The following is a 20,603-nucleotide window of genomic DNA, read 5'->3' as shown; positions in this document are numbered from 1 at the left end:
CCTCACGTATCTGCGTCGGGCACCGGGCCCGCAAAAGGCAAATACGATACACCTGCAATTGCGAAACAGTAAGGGCAGCGCGGCGGATGGACGCAGTTGCGCCTCGCGCGTACACGATTTCGATCGATCAAGTGACATAACTATGTAGTGCACATGCATCGAACAGCCGGGCCATCCTGTGCCACCCGTTTCTCAAGGAAAGAGAGCCCAAACACATGCCCAACCCGATGCCCAACGCCGCCGACAAGGCCGCGCTCAAGGCGATTGCCGCCACCGTCATCCAGACCTGCCCGAGCCTGCAGGACGCTGCTCGACAGGTCGCCAGCGACTTGTTGATCAAATACCAGATCCACGGTCTGGATCCGGATCAAGTGTATTTCCACCGCTTCGACGCCTCGCAAAGCAGTTCGAAAGCCTTCACCGGCTGGGAGCATGTGCACGCCACGCCCACTTCAAGCATGACCCTGACCCAGTTGGTGATTCACCGCTTCCGCGTCACCGATCAGGACAACGCCGACCTGCTCGACGTCTATGGCGGTTTCTATACTGCCGGTCCCGATGCCCGCACCTTCGATGAACGCAATGAAGTGCGCCTGCACGGCAACGATGTGCTCAAGGACTTCTGGAGCATCGACTTCAGCGCACTGTACGACGCTCAACTGAACGCTTTCTGGAATACCAGCGGCAGCGACTTTCGTACCCTGGCCAAGTGCAACTTCCTGATCAAAGCGCTGCAGGCGCGGGACAAACGTCAGCTGAGTGGCGAGGATTTCCAGTTCGTCACGCAAGCGGCGATCGGCCCGCTGACGTGGCCAGTCAGCCTGCCAATGCTGCAGACCAGCCACCCTTGCCCGGACAGTGTGCGCACGCTGGACATTGCCGGTTACGCCGCTACCAACGTCCTGCGTTTCGTCATGCCCCAGGGTAGGCAGATCCTCTACCTGCCCGGCAACAGCGATGCCTTCCATGTACTGGAAAGCGCCACCGACCTGCACTTCTGGATCCTGCAGCGGATGAACACACCTGCGGCGCGCGAGACATTCCTTGCGCATTTCTCGCTGGCCGACCGGCAGCAGATCAACGCCAATCTTGGTGACCTGATGAATCGCCTGGTGGCTACATGGGGCCGCTACGACCATTCGCTGATCAATCAGGACAACCGCGCGGTCAGTGGCGACGCCTTTACTTGGCTGAGTGACTCGACCCGCACGGCGATGTTTGCAGAAGCCAGCCTGTCCCTGACCTCCAACGGTGACCTGCGCAAGAAGCTGTGGATCGGCTACCTCAGCGCCGGGGTCAAGGTGTTCGGGCCAATGGCCGTGGTCGGCTGGCCAATCGCATTGCCAGTGATCGGCGCCAGCATTGCCAACATGGGGCTGAACATCGATCAGGCAGTCAATGGCAAAACCGCCGCCGAGCGCAAGGCCGGGATTGTCGGTGCGGTGCTCAGCGGCATCGACATGCTGTTCAACCTGCTGGTACTCAAAGGCCCGGGTTCGCTGACCGAGGTCGGCCCCGAAGTGGATGCCGCCGAGGCAGCGGAGATGGCCGACCTGACTGATAAAGTCGGGACGCCGATGGGTGGGCCTCAGCCGTCGATTGCCACGCCCCTGATTGAAGACACCCCGCGACCGGTCATTCCGCCGAGCTGGCAAGCCAATGAGTTGCTCGACGGCATTACGCCGGTGAGCGAGCCCGGAAAATTCCAGGGCATTTATCTACTCGATTCGAACCCCTCAACCGCCATCCTGATGGACGACACCGCTTATTACGTACGCTACGAAGCCGACATCAACGGCAGCGGACACTGGGCGGTCATCGATCCCGAGCACCCCCACGGCTTTACTCGCTCGATCCCGGTACGCCTGAACCCTGAGGGTGAATGGGAAGCCATGCCTCGCGCAGGACTCGCCGGCGGTGGCAAACCTTCGGCACTGGCCGGATCAAGCAGCCGCAGCCCGCTGACCGCCCTGCCCGCCTCGCAGTACGACGTACCCGCACCGCTCAAGGCGCATCTGGAGGAAGGCGCGGCCGGGCTGAATGACGAGGCCTTGCGCGATTTCTACGACAGCCTGAACGAGTTCGATGCCTACCGCGACTTCAAGGTCATCCGCAAACGCCTGTATCACGATGCACTGGATTTTTTCAGCACGCTGCGTCTGCCCGATCGTCCTCCGGTGCCCGCCCTGGCGGCAGACGCGACCGCCGAAGAAATTATCGAGAAAATCCTCGAGCATGCCCGGGGCCTAGTACTCGGCGAGAGCCACACGGCCATCGGCAGCAAGCAATGGCTGATCGAGAACATGCCATTGCTCGCCAGCAAACAGGTGAAGAGCCTGTACATGGAGCACCTGCTGACCGACTTCCATCAAGCCGCGCTGGATGAATTCTTCCGCACCGGCAACATGCCGCAAAAACTCGAGGCCTATCTCAAGGCACTCGACGTCGGCAACATGACCGATCCGCTGGAGCGCTACACGTTCCTGGAACTGGTCAAGGAAGCCAGAAAGCAGGGGATCCATGTACAAGCCATCGATTGCATGGCGAGTTACCGACTAAACGGCATGGATCTGCCGACCGGCAACAACACCGCGCGGCAGAAAATGATGAATTACTTCGCCCGCCTGATGATCCGCGCTGATCAGTCCGCACGCGGCGCGCACAAATGGGTGGCGCTGATGGGCAACTCTCACTCCAACACTTTTGATGGGGTTGCCGGCGTCAGCGAACTGGAAGAGGCGATCGGCATTCGCGTCGAGGATGTCGCCGAAGGGACTTCACGGGGCATTGAAGTCGATCCCGGGAGAATCCTGCCCTTGGGCGGTACGGCGCACGATCGTTCCGCGCTGGTCAGAGGCGACTTGCGCCTGCAAATCGAAACACCCTGGACCGCGCACACCATGACCGAATTCGAAACCCTGCTGCCTCGCCATGGCATGTACTCCCTGAAGCAACAACCCAACCTGACGTTCATCGTCCATCGCAGCCGCACGCGAGAACTGGTACGAACCGTCATCGACACCGACGGCAAACATTTCTACATCGAACGCCCCGGCTGGCCTTCGGTGAGCGGTAAACGCTATCCGAGCATGAAAGCCCTGCTGCAAGCTCTGGATGACATGGGCATGCAACTGGGTGGCTGGTCAAAACCGCTATAACGCCAAAACAGAAAAGCCGTGTGAAACGAATTTCACACGGCTTTTCGGTTGCAGCGATCAAGCCTTTACGGCTTGCTCGGCATTATTCCCACTCAATGGTCGCCGGCGGCTTGCTCGACACGTCGTAAGTGACGCGCGAAATACCTTCGATTTCATTGATGATGCGGCCGGAGACGGTTTCCAGCAGTTCGTAAGGCAGGTGTGCCCAACGTGCGGTCATGAAGTCGATGGTTTCCACGGCACGCAGGGCCACGACCCAGGCGTAACGACGGCCGTCGCCGACCACGCCAACCGATTTCACTGGCTGGAACACCACGAAGGCCTGGCTGACCTTGTGGTACCAGTCGGCTTTGCGCAGTTCTTCGATGAAGATATGGTCGGCGCGACGCAGCAGGTCGGCGTATTCCTTCTTCACTTCACCGAGGATGCGCACGCCCAGACCCGGGCCCGGGAACGGGTGACGGTAGACCATGTCGTACGGCAGGCCCAGTTCCAGACCCAGACGACGGACTTCGTCCTTGAACAGTTCGCGCAGTGGCTCGACCAGTTTCAGGTTCATTTCTTCCGGCAGGCCGCCCACGTTGTGGTGCGACTTGATCACGTGCGCCTTGCCGCTTTTCGCGCCAGCCGACTCGATCACGTCCGGGTAGATGGTGCCTTGCGCCAGGTACTTGATGTTGTCCAGCTTGCAGGATTCGGCATCGAACACGTCGATGAAGGTACGGCCGATGATCTTGCGCTTCTTCTCTGGATCAGCTTCGCCGGCCAGGTTGTTCAGGAACTGGTCTTCCGCGTTGGCGCGGATCACCTTGACGCCCATGTTCTCGGCGAACATGGCCATCACTTGCTCGCCTTCGTGCAGACGCAGAAGGCCGTTGTCGACGAAGACGCAGGTCAGCTGATCGCCGATGGCTTTGTGCAGCAGCGCCGCAACCACCGAGGAGTCAACGCCGCCGGACAGACCCAGCAGCACGTTGTCGGTGCCGACCTGTGCGCGGATGTTGGCAATGGCGTCTTCCGCGATCTTCGACGGAGTCCACAGGGCTTCACAGCCGCAGATGTCGAGCACGAAGCGCGAGAGGATGCGACCGCCCTGCTTGGTGTGGGTCACTTCCGGGTGGAACTGCACGCCGTAGTAAGCGCGCTCGTCGTTGAACATGCCGGCGATCGGGCAGCTTGGGGTGCTGGCCAGGATGTGGAAGTCTTCCGGCATCTTGGTGACCTTGTCACCGTGGCTCATCCACACGTCGAGACCGAACAGGCCGTCGGCGTCGATGTGGTCCTCGATGCCGTCGAGCAGGCGGCTCTTGCCGACTACGTCAACGCGGGCGTAACCGAACTCACGCAGCTCGGAACCTTCAACCTTGCCGCCCAGTTGCTCGGCCATGGTCTGCATGCCGTAGCAGATACCGAAGACCGGCACGCCCAGATCGAAGACTGCCTGTGGGCAGCGCGGGCTGTTGGCTTCGTGCACGGACTCGGGGCCGCCGGCGAGGATGACGCCTTTCGGTGCGAATTCGCGGATCGCCTCTTCGTCCATGTCGAACGGGTGCAGCTCGCAATACACACCGATCTCGCGCACGCGGCGGGCAATCAGTTGGGTGTATTGCGAACCGAAGTCGAGGATCAGGATGCGGTGAGCGTGAATGTCGAGGGCCATGATTCAGTCTCGTCTAAGTAATTCAGAAACAGTCGTGATTCAGAAACAACTCGGGGCTGAATAAAACAGCCCCGGTTGCTTAACGATTTGCTTGAAGCATCAACCTACGCGGTAGTTTGGCGCTTCTTTGGTGATCTGCACGTCGTGAACGTGGGATTCGGCCATACCGGCACCGGTGATCCGCACGAACTCAGGCTTGGTGCGCATTTCTTCGATGTTGGCGCTGCCGGTGTAACCCATCGAGGAACGCAGACCGCCCATCAACTGGTGGATGATCGCCGTCAGGGTGCCTTTGTACGGCACACGGCCTTCGATCCCTTCCGGAACGAGCTTCTCGGCGCCTGCCGAGGAGTCCTGGAAGTAACGGTCGGAAGAACCTTGCGCCTGAGACATGGCGCCCAGCGAACCCATGCCGCGATAAGCCTTGTACGAACGGCCCTGGAACAGTTCGATCTCGCCCGGCGCTTCTTCAGTACCGGCGAACATCGAACCCATCATCACGCAGGACGCCCCAGCGACGATGGCCTTGGACAGGTCACCGGAGAACCGGATACCGCCGTCGGCGATCAACGGCACGCCAGTGCCTTCAAGGGCAGCGGCGACGTTGGCGATGGCACTGATTTGCGGCACGCCGACACCGGCGACGATACGGGTGGTGCAGATCGAGCCAGGGCCGATACCGACCTTGACCGCATCGGCACCCGCTTCGGCCAGGGCCTTGGCGGCTGCGCCGGTGGCGATGTTGCCGCCGATCACCTGCACTTCAGGGAAATTCTCTTTGACCCAGCGAACGCGGTCGATCACGCCTTTGGAGTGACCGTGTGCGGTGTCGACCACCACCACGTCCACACCGGCGTTGACCAGCGCGGCAACGCGGTCACCGGTGTCTTTACCGGTACCGACGGCAGCGCCAACGCGCAGACGACCTTGATCATCCTTGCTGGCCAGCGGGTAGGCTTTGGCTTTTTCGATGTCTTTGACGGTCATCATGCCTTTGAGGGCAAACTTGTCGTCGACGATCAGGACTTTTTCCAGGCGGTGCTTGTGCAGCAACTCGCGGACTTCGTTCTTGTCGGCGCCTTCACGCACGGTGACCAGACGCTCTTTAGGCGTCATCACTTCACGTACGGTGGCTTCCAGACGGGTTTCGAAGCGGACGTCACGGGAGGTGACGATGCCGACCAGGTCGCCATCGTGCAGCACCGGAACGCCGGAAATGTTGTGCATGCGGGTCAGTTCGAACAGGTCACGCACCGTGGCATCAGCCTCGATGGTGATCGGATCTTTCACGACGCCGGCTTCGAACTTCTTGACCTTACGCACTTCGGCAGCTTGCTGCTCGATGGTCATGTTCTTGTGGATGATACCGATACCACCTTCCTGAGCCATGGCGATTGCCAGACGGGCTTCAGTAACGGTGTCCATGGCGGCAGAAACCAGAGGAATATTCAGCTCGATGCCACGGGTAAGGCGGGTCTTGAGACTGACTTCGTTAGGAAGCACCTCGGAATAACCAGGCACTAGGAGAATGTCGTCGAATGTCAGAGCTTCTTGGCTGATACGCAGCATCGCGGGGGCTCCCGAGCGGGAAAATGGAAGCGCGCCATTATAGTCAGACACCCCCTGCTGTTCAATGTAAAACTCAGCTTAATATCAATGTTGCTGATATACGGAGACCCCCGCCGCTAAAGCTCCACCTTGACCCAAGAGACAGGTTGATCGAGCCAATCGGCGAACTCATCGATAAAGCTCTGCTTGAACCCGGCTTCCAGCCAGTTGTTGAAGATGAAGCCGAGGTTGGAAAACGCACATTCCTGCAAGAACAGAAAGCCGTTGATGTCGTCTTCATGCCCGCATTCCGGGCAGGTAAAGTTGTCGGTGCGGCCTGGAAACCAGTCTTCCAGGCTTTCGAACAGCGCTTCGCCGACTTCGCGGCGGCACTCGGCGCACCCGGCTTCTTCGAGAAAGCCCTTGGCCGGCGTGTAGATGCAGCGCTTGACGATGATCTCCAGGCCGTTGATCGGCTCACCGAAGGGCAGCGCCTCGGGGTGCAGCACCACCGCACGCGCGCCGTCGGCAATCGCATGGGCCATGCGATTGCCGGTGCGGCCGCAAGTGGTCAGCTGTTCTTCGATGATGTTCTTGCGCACCAGCCAGCGCACGATCGCCCGCGCCCGGGGTTCGTGGACCGGCAGGGTGGAGATTTTCGGGACGATGATGCTTTGCGAATTCATGGAAAGTCCTGCGGTATGGCTTCTGACGCCTTCGCGAGCAAGCCCGCTCCCACAGGGACATGCATTCCAATGTGGGAGCGGGCTTGCCCGCGAAGGGGCCCTAAAGGCCGGCAGCTTAATCCCTGACGAAATCCGGTCAAGTGCTCACGCCATACTAATAATGTAGCGTCCGATCAACGCAATCCCGCTCGCCAGCACCAGCCAGGTCACCAATCGCACAAACGCCTCGCGCGACAAGCGCATCGTCAACCGCCGCCCGATCCACAGCCCCAGCGCCATGGCCGGCAACAGACACAGCGCCAGCATCAACAAGGGTAGCTCGGCATACACCCCGGCGATGGCGAACAGACTCAAACGTACCACCGTGCTGCAACTGATCAGCGCACTTTGCGTGGCCCGCGCCGCGTCCTTGGGCAGGCGGCTGTTGAGATAGATCGCATATAGAAAGCCGCCACTGCCAAACAGCGCGCCAAACAGGCCGCCTACCGTGCCCATCGGTAGCGCCCATGCGGCAGACAACTGCGTCGGCCGGGTTTTCACCCACAAGCTGTAAACCGCATAAGTGCTGATGAATAACCCCATCAACAGCAGCAACAGGTCGGATTTGAGGTTAAGCAGGAAAATCACCCCCAACGTGCACCCCACCGCCATGCACGGCAGCAGCCGCAACAACTCGGGCTTGGCCACATCCCGGCGCGAGGGCAGCAGGTTGCCGAACGCCGCGACGAAATCCAGCAGCACCAGCAGCGGCACGATTTTCGACAACGGCATGAACAGAATCAGAATCGGACCCGCGACCAGTGCGGTACCGAACCCGGCAATCCCGAACACGATATAGGCCAGTGCGATTCCCAGGCCGATCACCACCCAGCCGCCCGCGCCCCACGTCCACTCGCTCAACAACCCCGCCACACTCATCGGTCTACTTCCTTTATAAGCCTGTGATGACTTTAGCCAGCACCAAGCCTTGCGACTAATATGTTCAAAGCCACTCACTCATCTCGAAAAGGCATACCTGATGCTTTCAACCCGTCAACTGCGCTACTTCGTGGAAATCGCCGAATGTGGCAGCTTCAGTGCGGCGGCTGAACGCCTGTTCATCGCGCAGTCGGCGCTGAGCCGGCAGATCAAGGACATGGAAGCCCGCCTGCAAACCTCGCTGTTCGAACGCACCGCACGCCAGCCCCGGCTCACGGCGGCGGGTGAGGCGTTTCTGCCGCGGGCCAGAAACCTGCTCAATGAACTGAGCAAAGCCAGCGCGATGGCGACCGAAGTAGGCAATGGCCAGCTGGGCACGTTGCGCCTGAGTCATTCCAGCACCGTGTCGATCAGCGGGCATTTATTACGTCGGATCAGCACTTATCTGAGTCAGCAGCAGGGCGTGTCGCTGGACATCGGCAAGTTGTCCTCCGAGGCGCAGCTTGAGGAACTCGCGGAAGGACGCCTGGACATTGGTCTGTTGCGCCTGCCGGTGTTGCGTCAGCGCGAAGGCATTCAGGTTGTGCCGTTATTCACCGAACGCCTGCTGCTGGCGGTGCCGAACGATCATCGCCTGGCCGATTCAGCCGCTGTCGAATTGGCGCAACTGAAGGACGAGCCGTTTATCTCGATCCCGCATCCGCAGCGTGGCGGGCTTAGCTATTTGTGTGCCGACCTGTGTATGCGTCAGGGCTTTTTTCCCAAAGCGGCGCGGGTGATGTCGCGCAAAACTACGCAGTTGCAGTTGATCCAGGCTGGATTCGGCATCGCCCTGCTGCCCGAATCAATGCAGGACATCGCCCCCGGCGGTGTACGATTTCTGCCGCTGAGCGATCCCGATTGCCAAAGCACCGTGGCCCTCGCCTATCGCCAGACCCCCACGCCACTGGTGCAACACTTCATCAATATGTTCACAAAACCCTGTGGGAGCGGGCTTGCTCGCGAAAGCGACGTGTCAGTCGAAACTTGATTTGCCTGCCACACCGCTTTCGCGAGCAAGCCCGCTCCCACAATTGGTTTTGTGTTGGGTCATGGTGATCGACAGGCAAATGCCCTTAAACTGCGCCCCATGATTAAAGATCCCTTTGCAAGACTTGGCCTGGACCGTGAAGTCCTGACCGTCAGCCAGCTCAACGGCCGCGCGCGGGTGTTGCTCGAAGACGTGTTCAGCAACATCTGGGTCGAAGGCGAAATCTCCAACCTCGCCCGCCCCGCGTCCGGCCACGTGTATTTCACCCTCAAGGACAGCGGTGCGCAGGTGCGTTGCGCGCTGTTCCGCAATAATGCGGCGCGGGTGCGTCAGGCGCTGAAGGACGGTCTGGCCGTGAAGGTACGCGGCAAGGTCTCGCTGTTCGAAGGCCGTGGCGACTATCAGCTGATTCTCGATACCGTGGAGCCGGCCGGTGACGGCGCGCTGCGCCTGGCCTTCGATGCGCTGAAGGAAAAGCTCAGCGCCGAAGGTCTGTTCAGTGCCGAACGCAAAGTGCCGCTGCCGGCGCATCCGCAGCGCATCGGCATCATCAGTTCGCCGAGCGGCGCGGTGATTCGCGACATCATCAGCGTGTTCCGCCGGCGGGCGCCGCAGGTGCAACTGACGCTGATCCCGACCGCCGTGCAGGGCCGCGAAGCCACGGCCCAAATCGTCCGCGCGCTGAAAATGGCCGACGCCCGTGGTTTCGACGCACTGATCCTCGCCCGTGGCGGTGGTTCGCTGGAAGACCTCTGGTGCTTCAACGAAGAAGCCGTGGCTCGCGCGGTCGATGCCTGCGTGACGCCGATTGTCAGCGCCGTCGGGCATGAAACCGACGTGTCGATCAGTGACTTCGTGGCTGACGTGCGCGCCCCAACACCCTCCGCCGCCGCTGAACTGCTGGCCCCGGATTCGAGCCACCTGATCCGTCAGGTCGAAAGTCTGCACCGGCGTCTGGTGATGCGCATGCGCGACCGGCTGATGCGCGATCGTCTGCGCCTGGAAGGCATGGCCCGCCGTCTGCGCCACCCCGGCGAACGCCTGCGTCAGCAAGCGCAACGCCTGGATGACCTGGACATGCGCATGCGCCGGGCGTTCGAACGCCAACTGAATACCCGCCGCGAGCGTTTGATCCGTCTGGAAACCCGCCTCGCCGGGCAACATCCGGGGCGGCAACTGGCGATGCTGCGCCAGCGCCTCGACAGCCTCGCCGAACGCCTGCCGCGAGCCATGCGCGAAGGCCTGAAAAGCCGTCGCCTGCAACTGCACAGCCAGATGCAGACGCTGCATGTGGTCAGTCCGCTGGCGACCCTCGGCCGTGGCTACAGCATTCTGCTCGATGAGCGCGGGCACGCCATTCGCAACGCCGCGCAGACCCACACCGGCCAACGCCTGAAGGCCAGACTGGGCGAAGGCGAACTGCAAGTGCGCGTCGAGGACAACCACCTGACGCCTGTCACCCTTTCTTTACTGGACTGATCCATGCCGCGTTTTTTTGCTCCGTTATTGTTGCTGTGCCTGACCTCCTTCAACGCCCACGCCGACAGCTACATCACCCGTTTGCTGAACAAACCGGTGCCGGGCGGCGTCGCGGTGGTCGATCTGGGCAGCGCCGCGCAGGCACCAAAAGCCACCTATCAAGGCAAACCGGTGCTGGTGGTGAAAGAACAGAACAACTGGCTGGCGATTGTCGGTGTGCCGCTGACGGTCAAACCCGGCAGCCAGCAGATCAGCAGCGGCGGGCGCAATCTGCCGTTCACGGTTGGCACCAAGAAATACCCGGAACAGCACATCACCCTGAAGAACACTCAACAGGTCAATCCGAACCCGGCCAACCTCAAGCGCATCGAGGGCGAACTGGCCGAGCAGATCAAGGCCTACCGCAGCTTCAGTCCGAATACCCCGAGCAACCTGCTGCTGGACAAACCGGTCAACGGGCCGCTGTCGAGCAAGTTCGGTGTGCGCCGTTTCTTCAATGGCGAAGAGCGCAACCCCCATGCCGGCCTCGACTTTGCGGTGCCGGCCGGCACGCCGATCAAGACTCCGGCGGCGGGCAAAGTGATTCTGACCGGCAACTACTTCTTCAACGGCAACACGGTGTTTGTCGATCACGGACAGGGCTTTATCAGCATGTTCTGCCACATGTCGAAAATCGACGTGAAGGTCGGCGATCAACTGGCCCGTGGCGCGGTGGTGGGCAAGGTCGGCTCGACCGGCCGGGCGACCGGGCCGCACATGCACTGGAACATCAGCCTGAACGATGCGCGGGTGGATCCGGCGATTTTCATTGGTGCGTTCCAACCGTAATTCCTGATTGAGGCTACCGGCCCCTTCGGGAGCAAGCCCCCTCCCACAAAGGATCTTTGAGCGACACACATCCAATGTGGGAGCGAGCCTGCTCGCGAAGACGACCCATCCCACACTGCAAACACCGCTGACACCCCACCAGTTTCAATTGCGCCCCAATCCAACCCCGCGCAAACATCAATAAGATCATCCGCCTGAAGCACAATAAAATCGCGCAAATCCGCGCTTTTCGAGTATTCCTCTCAATTTTTTTCGACTGCTTGCCATCCTCTCCCCTCGCGGTTAGGGTTGAAGGCATGAAAACCTCTCACACCCTTATTCAGCTTCGCCAGCACCGCAGTCTGTGCCTCGTCAGCGCACGACTGCCGGGCTGAATCGCTGCGCCTCGTCCCAAGCGTTTTCCCGAACATTCGTTCCACCGGCAGGCCGCCTCTTTTCGGCCCAGACAATAAGGAATTTCCCGATGAGCATGCTCAAAGACCCGTCTTCGAAATACCGCGCGTTTCCCGTCATCAACTTGCCGGATCGCACCTGGCCGTCGAAAACCATCGACGCCGCGCCGATCTGGTGCAGCTCCGACCTGCGTGACGGCAACCAGTCGTTGATCGAGCCAATGGACGCGGTGAAAAAGCTGCGCTTCTGGAAAACCCTCGTGCAAGTCGGCGTGAAGGAAATCGAAGCCTCTTTCCCGGCCGCTTCGCAGACCGACTTCGACTTCGTGCGTACCTTGATCGAAGAAGGCCACATCCCGGACGACACCACCATTCAGGTGCTGACCCAGGGCCGCGAAGACTTGATCGAGCGCACCTTCGAATCCCTGCGCGGGGCGAAGAAAGCCATCGTTCACCTGTACAACGCCACCTCGCCGTCTTTCCGTCGCATCGTCTTCAACCAGGACAAGGACGGCATCAAGGCCATCGCAGTGAACGCCGCCAAGCTGTTCGTCAAATACGCGGCGATGCAGCCGGACACCGAGTGGACGTTCGAATACTCGCCGGAAACCTTCAGCGCCACCGAGCTGGAGTTTGCCAAGGAAGTCTGTGACGCGGTGATCGAGGTCTGGAACCCGACGCCTGAGCACAAGATGATCCTCAACCTGCCTGCCACCGTTGAATGCGCGACGCCGAACGTCTACGCCGACCAGATCGAATGGTTCGGCCGCAACATCAACCGTCGTGACAGCGTGATCATCAGCCTGCACACCCACAACGACCGTGGCACCGGCGTCGCCGCCACCGAGCTGGGCCTGATGGCCGGCGCGGATCGCGTCGAAGGCTGCCTGTTCGGCAACGGCGAGCGTACCGGTAACGTCGACCTCGTTACTGTCGCACTGAACATGTACACCCAGGGCGTCGACCCTGAGCTGGACTTCTCCGACATCGATGGCGTGCGCAAAGTCGTCGAAGAGTGCAACCAGATCCAGGTGCACCCGCGTCATCCGTACGTCGGCGACCTGGTTCACACCGCATTCTCCGGTTCGCACCAGGACGCGATCCGCAAGGGTTTCGCCCAGCAGAAACCGGACACCCTGTGGGAAGTGCCGTACCTGCCGATCGACCCGGCCGACATCGGTCGCAGCTACGAAGCGGTGATCCGCGTCAACAGCCAGTCGGGCAAGGGCGGCATCGCCTACTTGCTGGAGCAGGAATACGGCATCAGCCTGCCACGTCGCATGCAGATCGAGTTCAGCCAGGTCGTGCAGCGTGAAACCGACCGCCTCGGCCTGGAGATGACCGCCAAGCAGATACACTCGCTGTTGATCAGCGAATACCTGCAAGCCAACACCCCGTACGCGCTGGTCAGCCATCGCCTGCAGGAGGAAAACGGCAACAGCGCCGTCGAAGTGGAAGTGGCGAGCAAGGGTCAGGGCGAAACCAACCTGCACTGGCGCGGCAAGGGCAACGGTGCGCTGGAAGCCCTGGTGGCCGGCCTGCCGATCCCGGTGGAAATCATGGACTACAACGAACACGCGATCGGCGCGGGCACCAACGCCAAGGCAGCGGCTTACATCGAGCTGCGCGTGAACGGTGAACGTGCGGTGCATGGTGTGGGCATTGATGAAAACATCACCACCGCCAGCTTCAAGGCGCTGTTCAGTGCCCTGAACCGCTCGCTGAGCCAGCCTGAGGCGAAAGCAGCTTAAGCCTTCGCTGACATGCAAAAGGCCCCGGAGTGTGAATTCCGGGGCCTTTTTTTGCCTGATGCTTTTTTACTGACTTTTATGGCCCCTTCGCGAGCAGGCTCGCTCCCACATTTAGAGTGCATTTCCCTGTGGGAGCGAGCCTGCTCGCGAAGGCGTCCTGACAGGCGCTGCGAGTATCAGGTGAACTCGAAGGTATCTGCATCCAGATTGGCCGGAAAGCGCTCGCGATACGCCGCCAATGGCGCGGCCTCCAGCACAACCTTGAACACCCCGTCCGCCTCCCCCGCCGCCAACAACGTCTCACCCTGGAAATCCAGCACCTGACTGTCGCCGGTATAGGCAAAGCCCTTGCCGTCGGTGCCGATCCGGTTCACCGCCGCCACATAACACAGGTTTTCAATCGCCCGCGCCGGCAACAAGCGGTTCCAGTGCAGACGCCGCGCACCCGGCCAGTTGGCGGTGTACAGCAGCAGATCGGTGTCCTGCGCGTCGCGACTCCACACCGGGAAGCGCAGGTCGTAGCAAATCAGCGGCCGGATGCGCCAGCCCTTGAGTTCGAACTGCACCTGGCGCTCGCCGGGGGTGTAGTGGTTGTGCTCACCGGCCATGCGGAACAGGTGGCGCTTGTCGTAATGCCAGACTTCGCCGTCCGGGCGTGCCCACAGCAGGCGATTGCGATGGCTGCCGTCCGCCGCCTGAATGATCACGCTGCCGGTGATCACCGCATTCAGTTTCACGGCCTGCGCCTTCATCCACTTGCTGGTCGGGCCATGCTCGGCTTCGGCGAGGGTTTCCGACTCCATGGAGAAGCCAGTGGTGAACATCTCCGGCAGGATGATCAGGTCGGCGCTTCGGGCCTGCTCCAGCAGCACCTCGAAGTGCTCGAGGTTGGCCTGACGGTCATGCCAGGCCAGGCTGGTCTGGATCAGCGCCAGATGGAGATCGGGCAATGCACTCAGATCACGCATAGTTTTGCCGCTGCTTCGCGCAGCGTCTCCTCGCGTTTGGCGAAGCACAGGCGCACCAGGCGCTGGCCTTCGGGTGGATTCTGGTAGAACACCGACACCGGAATGCTCGCCACGCCGTGTTCGCGGGTCATCCAGATCGCCATGTCGACGTCGTTCAAGTCAGGGCGGATCTGCGAGTAGTCGACCAACTGAAAATACGTGCCGGTGACGCGGGTAAAAGTGAAGCGCGACGGCGCCAGCAAATCGCAGAACAGGTCGCGCTTGGCCTGATAGAAACCCGGCAGCTCTTCGACGTGTTCCGGGTGCTCGGCCATGTAATCGGCCAGGGCATATTGCAGCGGCGTGACACCGCAGAAACTGACGTACTGGTGCACTTTGCGCAGCTCGGCGGTCAGCGCCGGCGGTGCAACCACGTAACCGGTTTTCCAGCCGGTGACGTGGTAGGTCTTGCCGAACGAGCTGACCACGAAGGCGCGCTGATACAGCTCTTCGTGAGCCAACACACTGACATGCGGCACGCCGTCGAACACCAAGTGTTCGTACACCTCGTCGCTGATCAGATAGATGTCGCGACCACGGATCAACTCCGCCAGTTGATCCAGTTCGGCACGGCTGATCAGTGCACCGCTCGGGTTGTGGGGTGTGTTGATGACGATCATTTTCGTGCGCGGGCTGAGGGCCGCGGCGAGCTTGTCGAAATCGATGGAGAAATCGTGCGGGTTCAGTTGCACATGCACGCAGCGGCCGCCCGCCAACTGCGTCGCCGGTTCATAGCTGTCGTAGCACGGGTCGAACACGATGACTTCGTCACCGCTGTGGATAACCGCCTGAATCGCACAGAAGATCGCCTGGGTCGCGCCCGGCGTTACGGTCACTTCGCTGTCGGCATCGACTTTCACGCCATAGCTGCGCGCGATTTTCGCCGCGATTTGCTCGCGCAGCGCCGGCAGGCCGGTCATCGGTGAATACTGGTTATGGCCGCTGGCGATATGCCGACCGACCGCGTCACGCAGGGACTGCGGGCCGTCGAAATCAGGAAAACCCTGGGACAGGTTGATCGCTCCGGTCTGCGCCGCGAGCTGAGACATCTGCGTGAAAATAGTGATGCCGACATTCGGCAGCTTACTGGTGATCATCGAGGGGTTCCCTGCTCTACACCCGGCTCTGACGGCGGCGCGGGAGAGCCCGAGAATAGCCCATCCGGCGCCCATAAAAAAAGGGCGCCCAACTGAGCACCCTTCTTTCATTTATAGCGCAGCAACCTTGTGCCGAGGGGATTCATCCCCGATCGGCTGCGAAGCAGTCGCAAACCCTATGACAGGTATTTGGGGTCGCTTCGCAACCCGTCGGGGATAAATCCCCTCACCACAGGATCACTTTTTGTCGCGGCGTTTCTTGCTGGCTTTCTTGTTGTGCGACATCAAGCGACGCTTCTTGTTGACCTGGCGGTCGGTCAGCGTGTTCTTGTTGCCTTCGTACGGGTTCTCGCCACCTTTGAACTCGATGCGGATCGGCGTACCGACCAGCTTCAGCACACGGCGGTAAGTGTTCTCCAGATAGCGCACATACGACTTCGGCACTTTCTCGATCTGGTTACCGTGGATCACGATGATCGGCGGGTTCGCACCACCCAGGTGAGCGTAACGCAGCTTGATCCGGCGGCTGTTGACCATCGGCGGCTGGTGTTCGCTGACCGCGTCTTCGAGAATCTGCGTCAGGCGGCTGGTCGGCCAGCGGGTGACCGCGGACTTGAACGAGTTCTGCACCGAGGCGTAGAGGTTGCCCACGCCAGTGCCGTGCAGCGCCGAGATGAAGTGAATGTCGGCGAAGTCGACGAAGAACAGCCGACGCTGCAGCTCGACCTTGACGAAGTCACGCTCGCTCGGGGTCATGCCGTCCCATTTGTTGATTGCGATCACCAGCGCACGGCCGGCTTCGAGGGCAAAGCCCAGCAGGTTGAGGTCGTGATCGACCACACCTTCGCGGGCGTCCATCACGAAGATCACCACGTTGGCGTCTTTGATCGCCTGCAGGGTTTTGACCACGGAGAATTTTTCGACTTCTTCGTGGATCTTGCCGCGCTTGCGCACACCGGCGGTGTCGATCAGCGTGTACTTCTCGTCGTTACGCTCGAACGGGATGTAGATACTGTCGCGGGTGGTGCCGGGCTGGTCGTAGACGATGACGCGGTCTTCACCGAGCATGCGGTTGACCAGAGTCGACTTGCCGACGTTCGGACGGCCGATGATGGCGATCTTGATCCCGTCTTTTTCGCTCGGGCCAGGAATGCGCTTAGCTTCCTCGCCTTCGGCAACGATCTCTTCCTCTTCGCCTTCCGCCGGTTCGTCATCATCACGCGGGAAATCGCTCAGTGCCGCTTCCAGCAGTTGAGTGATACCACGGCCATGAGCACCGGCGATCGGGATCGCGTGGCCCATGCCCAGCGGGGCGAATTCGGCGCGGGCCATTTCCGGGTCGATGTTGTCGACCTTGTTGGCAACCACGTGGGAACGCTTGTTACGCTTGCGCAAGTGTTCGGCGATCATCTGGTCGGCGGCGGTGAAACCGGCCTTGGCATCTACCAGGAACAGCACAACATCCGCTTCTTCAATGGCCAGCAGCGACTGCTCGGCCATTTTTTCGTCCATACCGTGTTCGTCGCCGGAGATACCGCCGGTGTCGATCAGAATGTAGGAACGCCCTTGCCACTTGGCCTCACCGTACTGGCGATCACGGGTCAGACCGGACAAGTCGCCGACGATGGCGTCGCGAGTCCTGGTCAGGCGGTTGAACAAGGTGGATTTGCCGACGTTCGGTCGGCCCACCAGGGCGATTACGGGAACCATGCGGCTCTCCACTTCGTTATTTCAGAAAATACAAAAGCCGCTGCGAGGCAGCGGCTGGTGCTCGGGGCAACACTGTGGGAGCGGGCTTGCTCGCGAAAGACCGTATCAGCACCGCGTTTAATCAGGCTGTACGCGTCTTCGTTGAAGCCTTCGCGAGCAAGCCCGCTCCCACAAATGAAGCTGCCTGGGGCGTTAACCCCAAGCATAGTTGTTACTTGATGGTCAGGGCTTCCAGTTTGCCGCTGTTGCCATACACATAGATCGTGTTGCCCACCACCAGCGGACGGGCACGCAGGCCGTCACTGTCGATACGCTCACGACCCACAAAACGACCGTCCACCTGGCTCAACAGGTGCAGGTAACCTTCCAGGTCACCGACGGCTACGTAGCTGGAGAACACTTCCGGCGCCGACAGCTGGCGGCGAGCCAGCGAGTCGTTGCTCCACAGTGCAGTGGTCGAACGCTCGTCAACGCCTTCAACGGTGCCCGAAGACAGACTCACGTAGACGTTGCCGAAACCCTGGGCAACACCGGCATAGCTCGATGCATCGCGCTGCCACAGCTGGCGACCGCTTTGCAGATCGAGTGCCGCAACGCGACCCTGATAGCTGGCAACGTACAGGGTTTCACCGGACAACAGCAGACCGCCGTCGATGTCGACCACGCGCTCCAGTTCCGAACGACCGGTTGGAATCGCGACCCGTTGTTCCCAGACCGGCACACCGTTGGAAATGTCCAGGGCGACCACTTTACCGGTCGACAGGCCAGCCACTGCGAGGCGGTTCGTCACGACAGGGGCGCTGGTGCCGCGCAGGGTCAGTACCGCAGGGGTGCTGTCGTAGGTCCAGCGACGGTCGCCGGTAGCAGCGTCCAGACCGATCAGACGATCGTCCTGCGTCTGTACCACTACGACGTCACCGTTGTTGGCCGGTGGCGCGAGGACTTCGCTGGATACCCGGGCGCGCCACTTCTCTTCGCCGTTGATGGCGTCGAGGGCAACGATTTCACCCTTGAGGGTACCGATCGTGACCAGGCCGTAACCTACGCCAACGGCGCCGGAGACAGGCAGTTCAAGATCCTTTTTCCACTTCACGTCGCCATTGCTGCGATCCATGGCCATCAGCACGCCGGTCACATCGGCCGCGTAGATGGTGTCACCATCGATCGCCGGCACCAGCATGTTGTAGGTTTCGCCCTGACCGTCACCGATCGAACGGCTCCACTGCTTTTGCAGCACCACTTCTTCTTTGAAATCGGTCAGCTCGGCCGGTGGCAGTTCTTTTTTGCTGTTGCTGCTGCAACCCGCGGCCAGAATGGCCAGAGCCAGCAATGCTGCATGCTTCCAACGGATCACGTCACGCATCCCCTTTGGCCAGGTCGTCAAGCTTGATTTGAAGGCCACCGACTGCCGCTTCATCCGACAGTGCCGCCTTGGCTTTTTGATACGCGGTGTTCGCCTCGTCGGTACGACCCAACTGAACCAGCAGATCACCCTTGAGTTCTTCGCGAGTGGCCAGGAACGCCTTGTCGGCATCGCCGTCGAGCAGTTTCAGGGCTTCATCGGCCTTGTTCTGCGCACCCAGCACCTGCGCCAGACGCTGACGGGCGATTTCGCCCAGCGCCGGGTTGGCCGGTTTGGCAACGATGGCTTTGAGTTCAGTCGCAGCGTCGTCCAGCTTGCCGCTGTCGACCGCTACTTTGGCCACGAACAGGCTGCCGTACTGCGCGTACGCGGTGCCGCCGAATTCGCTGTTGAGCTTGCCGGCCAGATCCGCAACGCGGGCAGCGTCAGGCTTGCCGTCCGGGGTCAGCGTGGTTTCCAGCAGTTGCTGATAGAGCACCGAGGCGCCTTGCGACTGGTTGCTCTGATACTTGTGAAAAGCCTGCCAGCCGAACACGATGACCAGCGCCAACAGGCCGCCGGTGACCAGAGGTTTGCCGTTGCGTGTCCACCAGTCCTTCAAATCCGCCAACTGTTCGTCTTCGGTACTCGACACCCCAATACTCCTTAATCGCTAAATCGGCTGTTTAGACAGCTTCAACCCTGCACGACGCAGGTGGCCAGGTGAGCGGCAAGCGCATCCCAGGCAATGCTTTGTTGTTCGCCCTGGCCACGCAGGGGTTTGAAACCTACCACTTGCTGGGCCATTTCGTCGTCACCCAGGATCAGTGCATACAGCGCACCGCTCTTGTCGGCTTTCTTGAACTGGCTTTTGAAGCTGCCGGCGCCGGCATTGACTTGCAGACGCAGGTTTGGAAGCTGGTCACGCACACGCTCGGCCAGGGCTAGACCGGCCAGTTCGGCCTCCTCGCCAAAGGCGCAGAGGTAAACGTCGACCTGACGGGAGATTTCTTCCGGGATCTGCTCCAGGGTTTCGAGCATCAACACCAGACGCTCGATGCCCATGGCGAAACCCACGCCGGCAGTCGGCTTGCCGCCCATCTGCTCGACCAGACCGTCGTAACGACCGCCCGCGCAGACAGTGCCCTGGGCGCCGAGCTTGTCGGTGACCCATTCGAATACGGTTTTGCTGTAGTAATCGAGGCCGCGCACCAGTTTCGGGTTGAGCACGTACGGGATGCCAACCGCGTCCAGACGCGCCTTCAGACCTTCGAAGTGCGCACGGGATTCGTCGTCCAGGTAGTCGGCCATCTTCGGCGCATCGACCAGTACCGCCTGAGTGTCGGCATTTTTGGTGTCGAGCACGCGCAGCGGGTTGGTTTTCAGGCGACGCTGGCTGTCTTCGTCGAGCTTGTCGTGGTGCGCCGAGAGGTACTCGACCAGCGCTTCACGATAGCGACCACGGGACTCGCTGGTGCCCAGGCTGTTGAGTTCGAGCTTGACCGCATCACGGATACCCAGCTCGCCCCACAGGCGCCAGGTCATGATGATCAGCTCGGCATCGATGTCCGGACCGTCGAGGTTGAACACCTCCAGACCGATCTGGTGGAACTGGCGATAACGGCCTTTCTGCGGACGCTCGTGGCGGAACATCGGGCCGATGTACCAGAGTTTCTGTACCTGACCACCGCCGGTGATGCCGTGCTCGAGCACTGCACGCACGCACGCCGCGGTGCCTTCCGGACGCAGGGTCAGGGAGTCGCCGTTGCGGTCTTCGAAGGTGTACATCTCTTTTTCGACGATGTCGGTCACTTCACCGATCGAGCGTTTGAACAGCTCGGTGAATTCGACGATTGGCATGCGGATCTGCTTGTAACCGTAGTTATCCAGCAGACGCGCGACAGTGCCCTCGAAATAACGCCACAGCGGGGTCTGTTCGGGCAGGATGTCGTTCATGCCACGAATGGCTTGCAGAGACTTGCTCACTTTAAATCCTT

General features: G+C 60.8%; 15 protein-coding genes. 5 read left to right on the top strand and 10 right to left on the bottom strand.

Features of this window, described 5'->3' with window-relative positions:
- The first annotated feature begins 215 nt into the window (after positions 1–215).
- On the top strand, positions 216–3,158 hold the full coding sequence (locus QRN61_RS21405; RefSeq protein WP_285375345.1) for a membrane-targeted effector domain-containing toxin: 2,943 nt from the start codon (positions 216–218) through the stop codon (positions 3,156–3,158).
- Positions 3,159–3,240: 82 nt separating this feature from the next.
- Here the strand turns inward: QRN61_RS21405 and guaA are convergent, their stop codons facing one another.
- From guaA to QRN61_RS21385, 4 genes are all read right to left on the bottom strand, one after another.
- Positions 3,241–4,818, bottom strand: coding sequence for a glutamine-hydrolyzing GMP synthase (gene guaA / locus QRN61_RS21400; RefSeq protein WP_027612122.1), 1,578 nt, complete (start codon positions 4,816–4,818; stop codon positions 3,241–3,243).
- Positions 4,819–4,917: 99 nt separating this feature from the next.
- Positions 4,918–6,387, bottom strand: a complete 1,470-nt coding sequence (guaB, locus tag QRN61_RS21395; protein WP_027612123.1) for an IMP dehydrogenase — start codon at positions 6,385–6,387, stop codon at positions 4,918–4,920.
- A 116-nt stretch (positions 6,388–6,503) separates the two neighbouring features.
- Positions 6,504–7,052 (bottom strand): hypothetical protein, encoded by a 549-nt coding sequence (locus tag QRN61_RS21390; protein WP_027612124.1) that lies wholly within the window; start codon positions 7,050–7,052, stop codon positions 6,504–6,506.
- Positions 7,053–7,196: 144 nt separating this feature from the next.
- Positions 7,197–7,970, bottom strand: coding sequence for a sulfite exporter TauE/SafE family protein (locus QRN61_RS21385; protein ID WP_096795527.1), 774 nt, complete (start codon positions 7,968–7,970; stop codon positions 7,197–7,199).
- 100 nt (positions 7,971–8,070) lie between these two features.
- On the opposite strand from QRN61_RS21385, the gene QRN61_RS21380 reads away from it, so the two are divergent.
- The 4 genes from QRN61_RS21380 (at position 8,071) to leuA (ending at position 13,450) form a co-directional block, all read left to right on the top strand.
- Entirely contained in the window at positions 8,071–9,000 is a 930-nt protein-coding gene (locus QRN61_RS21380; protein WP_285375339.1) for a LysR family transcriptional regulator, read from the top strand.
- A gap of 99 nt (positions 9,001–9,099) precedes the next feature.
- Positions 9,100–10,479, top strand: coding sequence for an exodeoxyribonuclease VII large subunit (gene xseA, locus QRN61_RS21375; RefSeq protein WP_285375336.1), 1,380 nt, complete (start codon positions 9,100–9,102; stop codon positions 10,477–10,479).
- Between the two features lie 3 nt (positions 10,480–10,482).
- On the top strand, positions 10,483–11,307 hold the full coding sequence (locus tag QRN61_RS21370; RefSeq protein WP_096795524.1) for a peptidoglycan DD-metalloendopeptidase family protein: 825 nt from the start codon (positions 10,483–10,485) through the stop codon (positions 11,305–11,307).
- Positions 11,308–11,770: 463 nt separating this feature from the next.
- Positions 11,771–13,450, top strand: coding sequence for a 2-isopropylmalate synthase (gene leuA, locus QRN61_RS21365; RefSeq protein ID WP_027612129.1), 1,680 nt, complete (start codon positions 11,771–11,773; stop codon positions 13,448–13,450).
- A 176-nt stretch (positions 13,451–13,626) separates the two neighbouring features.
- Here the strand turns inward: leuA and QRN61_RS21360 are convergent, their stop codons facing one another.
- The 6 genes from QRN61_RS21360 to hisS form a co-directional block, all read right to left on the bottom strand.
- Complete coding sequence (locus tag QRN61_RS21360) at positions 13,627–14,418, bottom strand: amidohydrolase (protein WP_285375331.1); 792 nt, start codon at positions 14,416–14,418, stop codon at positions 13,627–13,629.
- Complete coding sequence (locus QRN61_RS21355; RefSeq protein ID WP_027612131.1) at positions 14,406–15,554, bottom strand: pyridoxal phosphate-dependent aminotransferase; 1,149 nt, start codon at positions 15,552–15,554, stop codon at positions 14,406–14,408. The genes QRN61_RS21360 and QRN61_RS21355 overlap by 13 nt, the downstream gene beginning before the upstream one ends.
- Before the next feature lie 237 nt (positions 15,555–15,791).
- Positions 15,792–17,264 carry a ribosome biogenesis GTPase Der gene (der, locus tag QRN61_RS21350; RefSeq protein WP_027612132.1) on the bottom strand — a complete coding sequence of 491 codons (1,473 nt, stop codon included), beginning with the start codon at positions 17,262–17,264 and terminating at the stop codon, positions 15,792–15,794.
- Between the two features lie 211 nt (positions 17,265–17,475).
- Positions 17,476–18,627 (bottom strand): outer membrane protein assembly factor BamB, encoded by a 1,152-nt coding sequence (gene bamB, locus QRN61_RS21345; RefSeq protein WP_027612133.1) that lies wholly within the window; start codon positions 18,625–18,627, stop codon positions 17,476–17,478.
- The gene (locus tag QRN61_RS21340) at positions 18,620–19,261 is read right to left on the bottom strand and encodes a tetratricopeptide repeat protein (protein ID WP_007964436.1); all 642 of its coding nucleotides are present in this window, start codon (positions 19,259–19,261) and stop codon (positions 18,620–18,622) included. Before QRN61_RS21340 ends, bamB begins: the two co-directional genes overlap by 8 nt.
- 41 nt (positions 19,262–19,302) lie before the next feature.
- Positions 19,303–20,592: a histidine--tRNA ligase gene (hisS, locus tag QRN61_RS21335; protein WP_095136892.1), complete on the bottom strand. Its 1,290-nt coding sequence runs from the start codon at positions 20,590–20,592 to the stop codon at positions 19,303–19,305.
- Positions 20,593–20,603: the final 11 nt, after the last annotated feature.

Origin of the sequence: Pseudomonas sp. lyk4-TYG-107, from assembly GCF_030209055.1 — a bacterium.
GTDB lineage: Bacteria > Pseudomonadota > Gammaproteobacteria > Pseudomonadales > Pseudomonadaceae > Aquipseudomonas > Aquipseudomonas putida_A.
The sequence above is the reverse complement of the archived record's forward strand: the minus strand, read 5'-3'. Positions and strand labels throughout refer to the sequence as shown.

What these genes read in the sequence shown, in the direction of transcription:
- QRN61_RS21390 (WP_027612124.1), bottom strand. Translation starts at nt 7,052, where the DNA reads ATGAATTCGCAAAGCATCATCGTCCCGAAAATCTCCACCCTGCCGGTC.
- QRN61_RS21380 (WP_285375339.1), top strand. Translation starts at nt 8,071, where the DNA reads ATGCTTTCAACCCGTCAACTGCGCTACTTCGTGGAAATCGCCGAATGT.
- QRN61_RS21405 (WP_285375345.1), top strand. Translation starts at nt 216, where the DNA reads ATGCCCAACCCGATGCCCAACGCCGCCGACAAGGCCGCGCTCAAGGCG.
- QRN61_RS21355 (WP_027612131.1), bottom strand. Translation starts at nt 15,554, where the DNA reads ATGATCACCAGTAAGCTGCCGAATGTCGGCATCACTATTTTCACGCAG.
- der (WP_027612132.1), bottom strand. Translation starts at nt 17,264, where the DNA reads ATGGTTCCCGTAATCGCCCTGGTGGGCCGACCGAACGTCGGCAAATCC.
- guaA (WP_027612122.1), bottom strand. Translation starts at nt 4,818, where the DNA reads ATGGCCCTCGACATTCACGCTCACCGCATCCTGATCCTCGACTTCGGT.
- leuA (WP_027612129.1), top strand. Translation starts at nt 11,771, where the DNA reads ATGAGCATGCTCAAAGACCCGTCTTCGAAATACCGCGCGTTTCCCGTC.
- xseA (WP_285375336.1), top strand. Translation starts at nt 9,100, where the DNA reads ATGATTAAAGATCCCTTTGCAAGACTTGGCCTGGACCGTGAAGTCCTG.
- guaB (WP_027612123.1), bottom strand. Translation starts at nt 6,387, where the DNA reads ATGCTGCGTATCAGCCAAGAAGCTCTGACATTCGACGACATTCTCCTA.
- QRN61_RS21385 (WP_096795527.1), bottom strand. Translation starts at nt 7,970, where the DNA reads ATGAGTGTGGCGGGGTTGTTGAGCGAGTGGACGTGGGGCGCGGGCGGC.
- QRN61_RS21370 (WP_096795524.1), top strand. Translation starts at nt 10,483, where the DNA reads ATGCCGCGTTTTTTTGCTCCGTTATTGTTGCTGTGCCTGACCTCCTTC.
- bamB (WP_027612133.1), bottom strand. Translation starts at nt 18,627, where the DNA reads ATGCGTGACGTGATCCGTTGGAAGCATGCAGCATTGCTGGCTCTGGCC.
- QRN61_RS21360 (WP_285375331.1), bottom strand. Translation starts at nt 14,418, where the DNA reads ATGCGTGATCTGAGTGCATTGCCCGATCTCCATCTGGCGCTGATCCAG.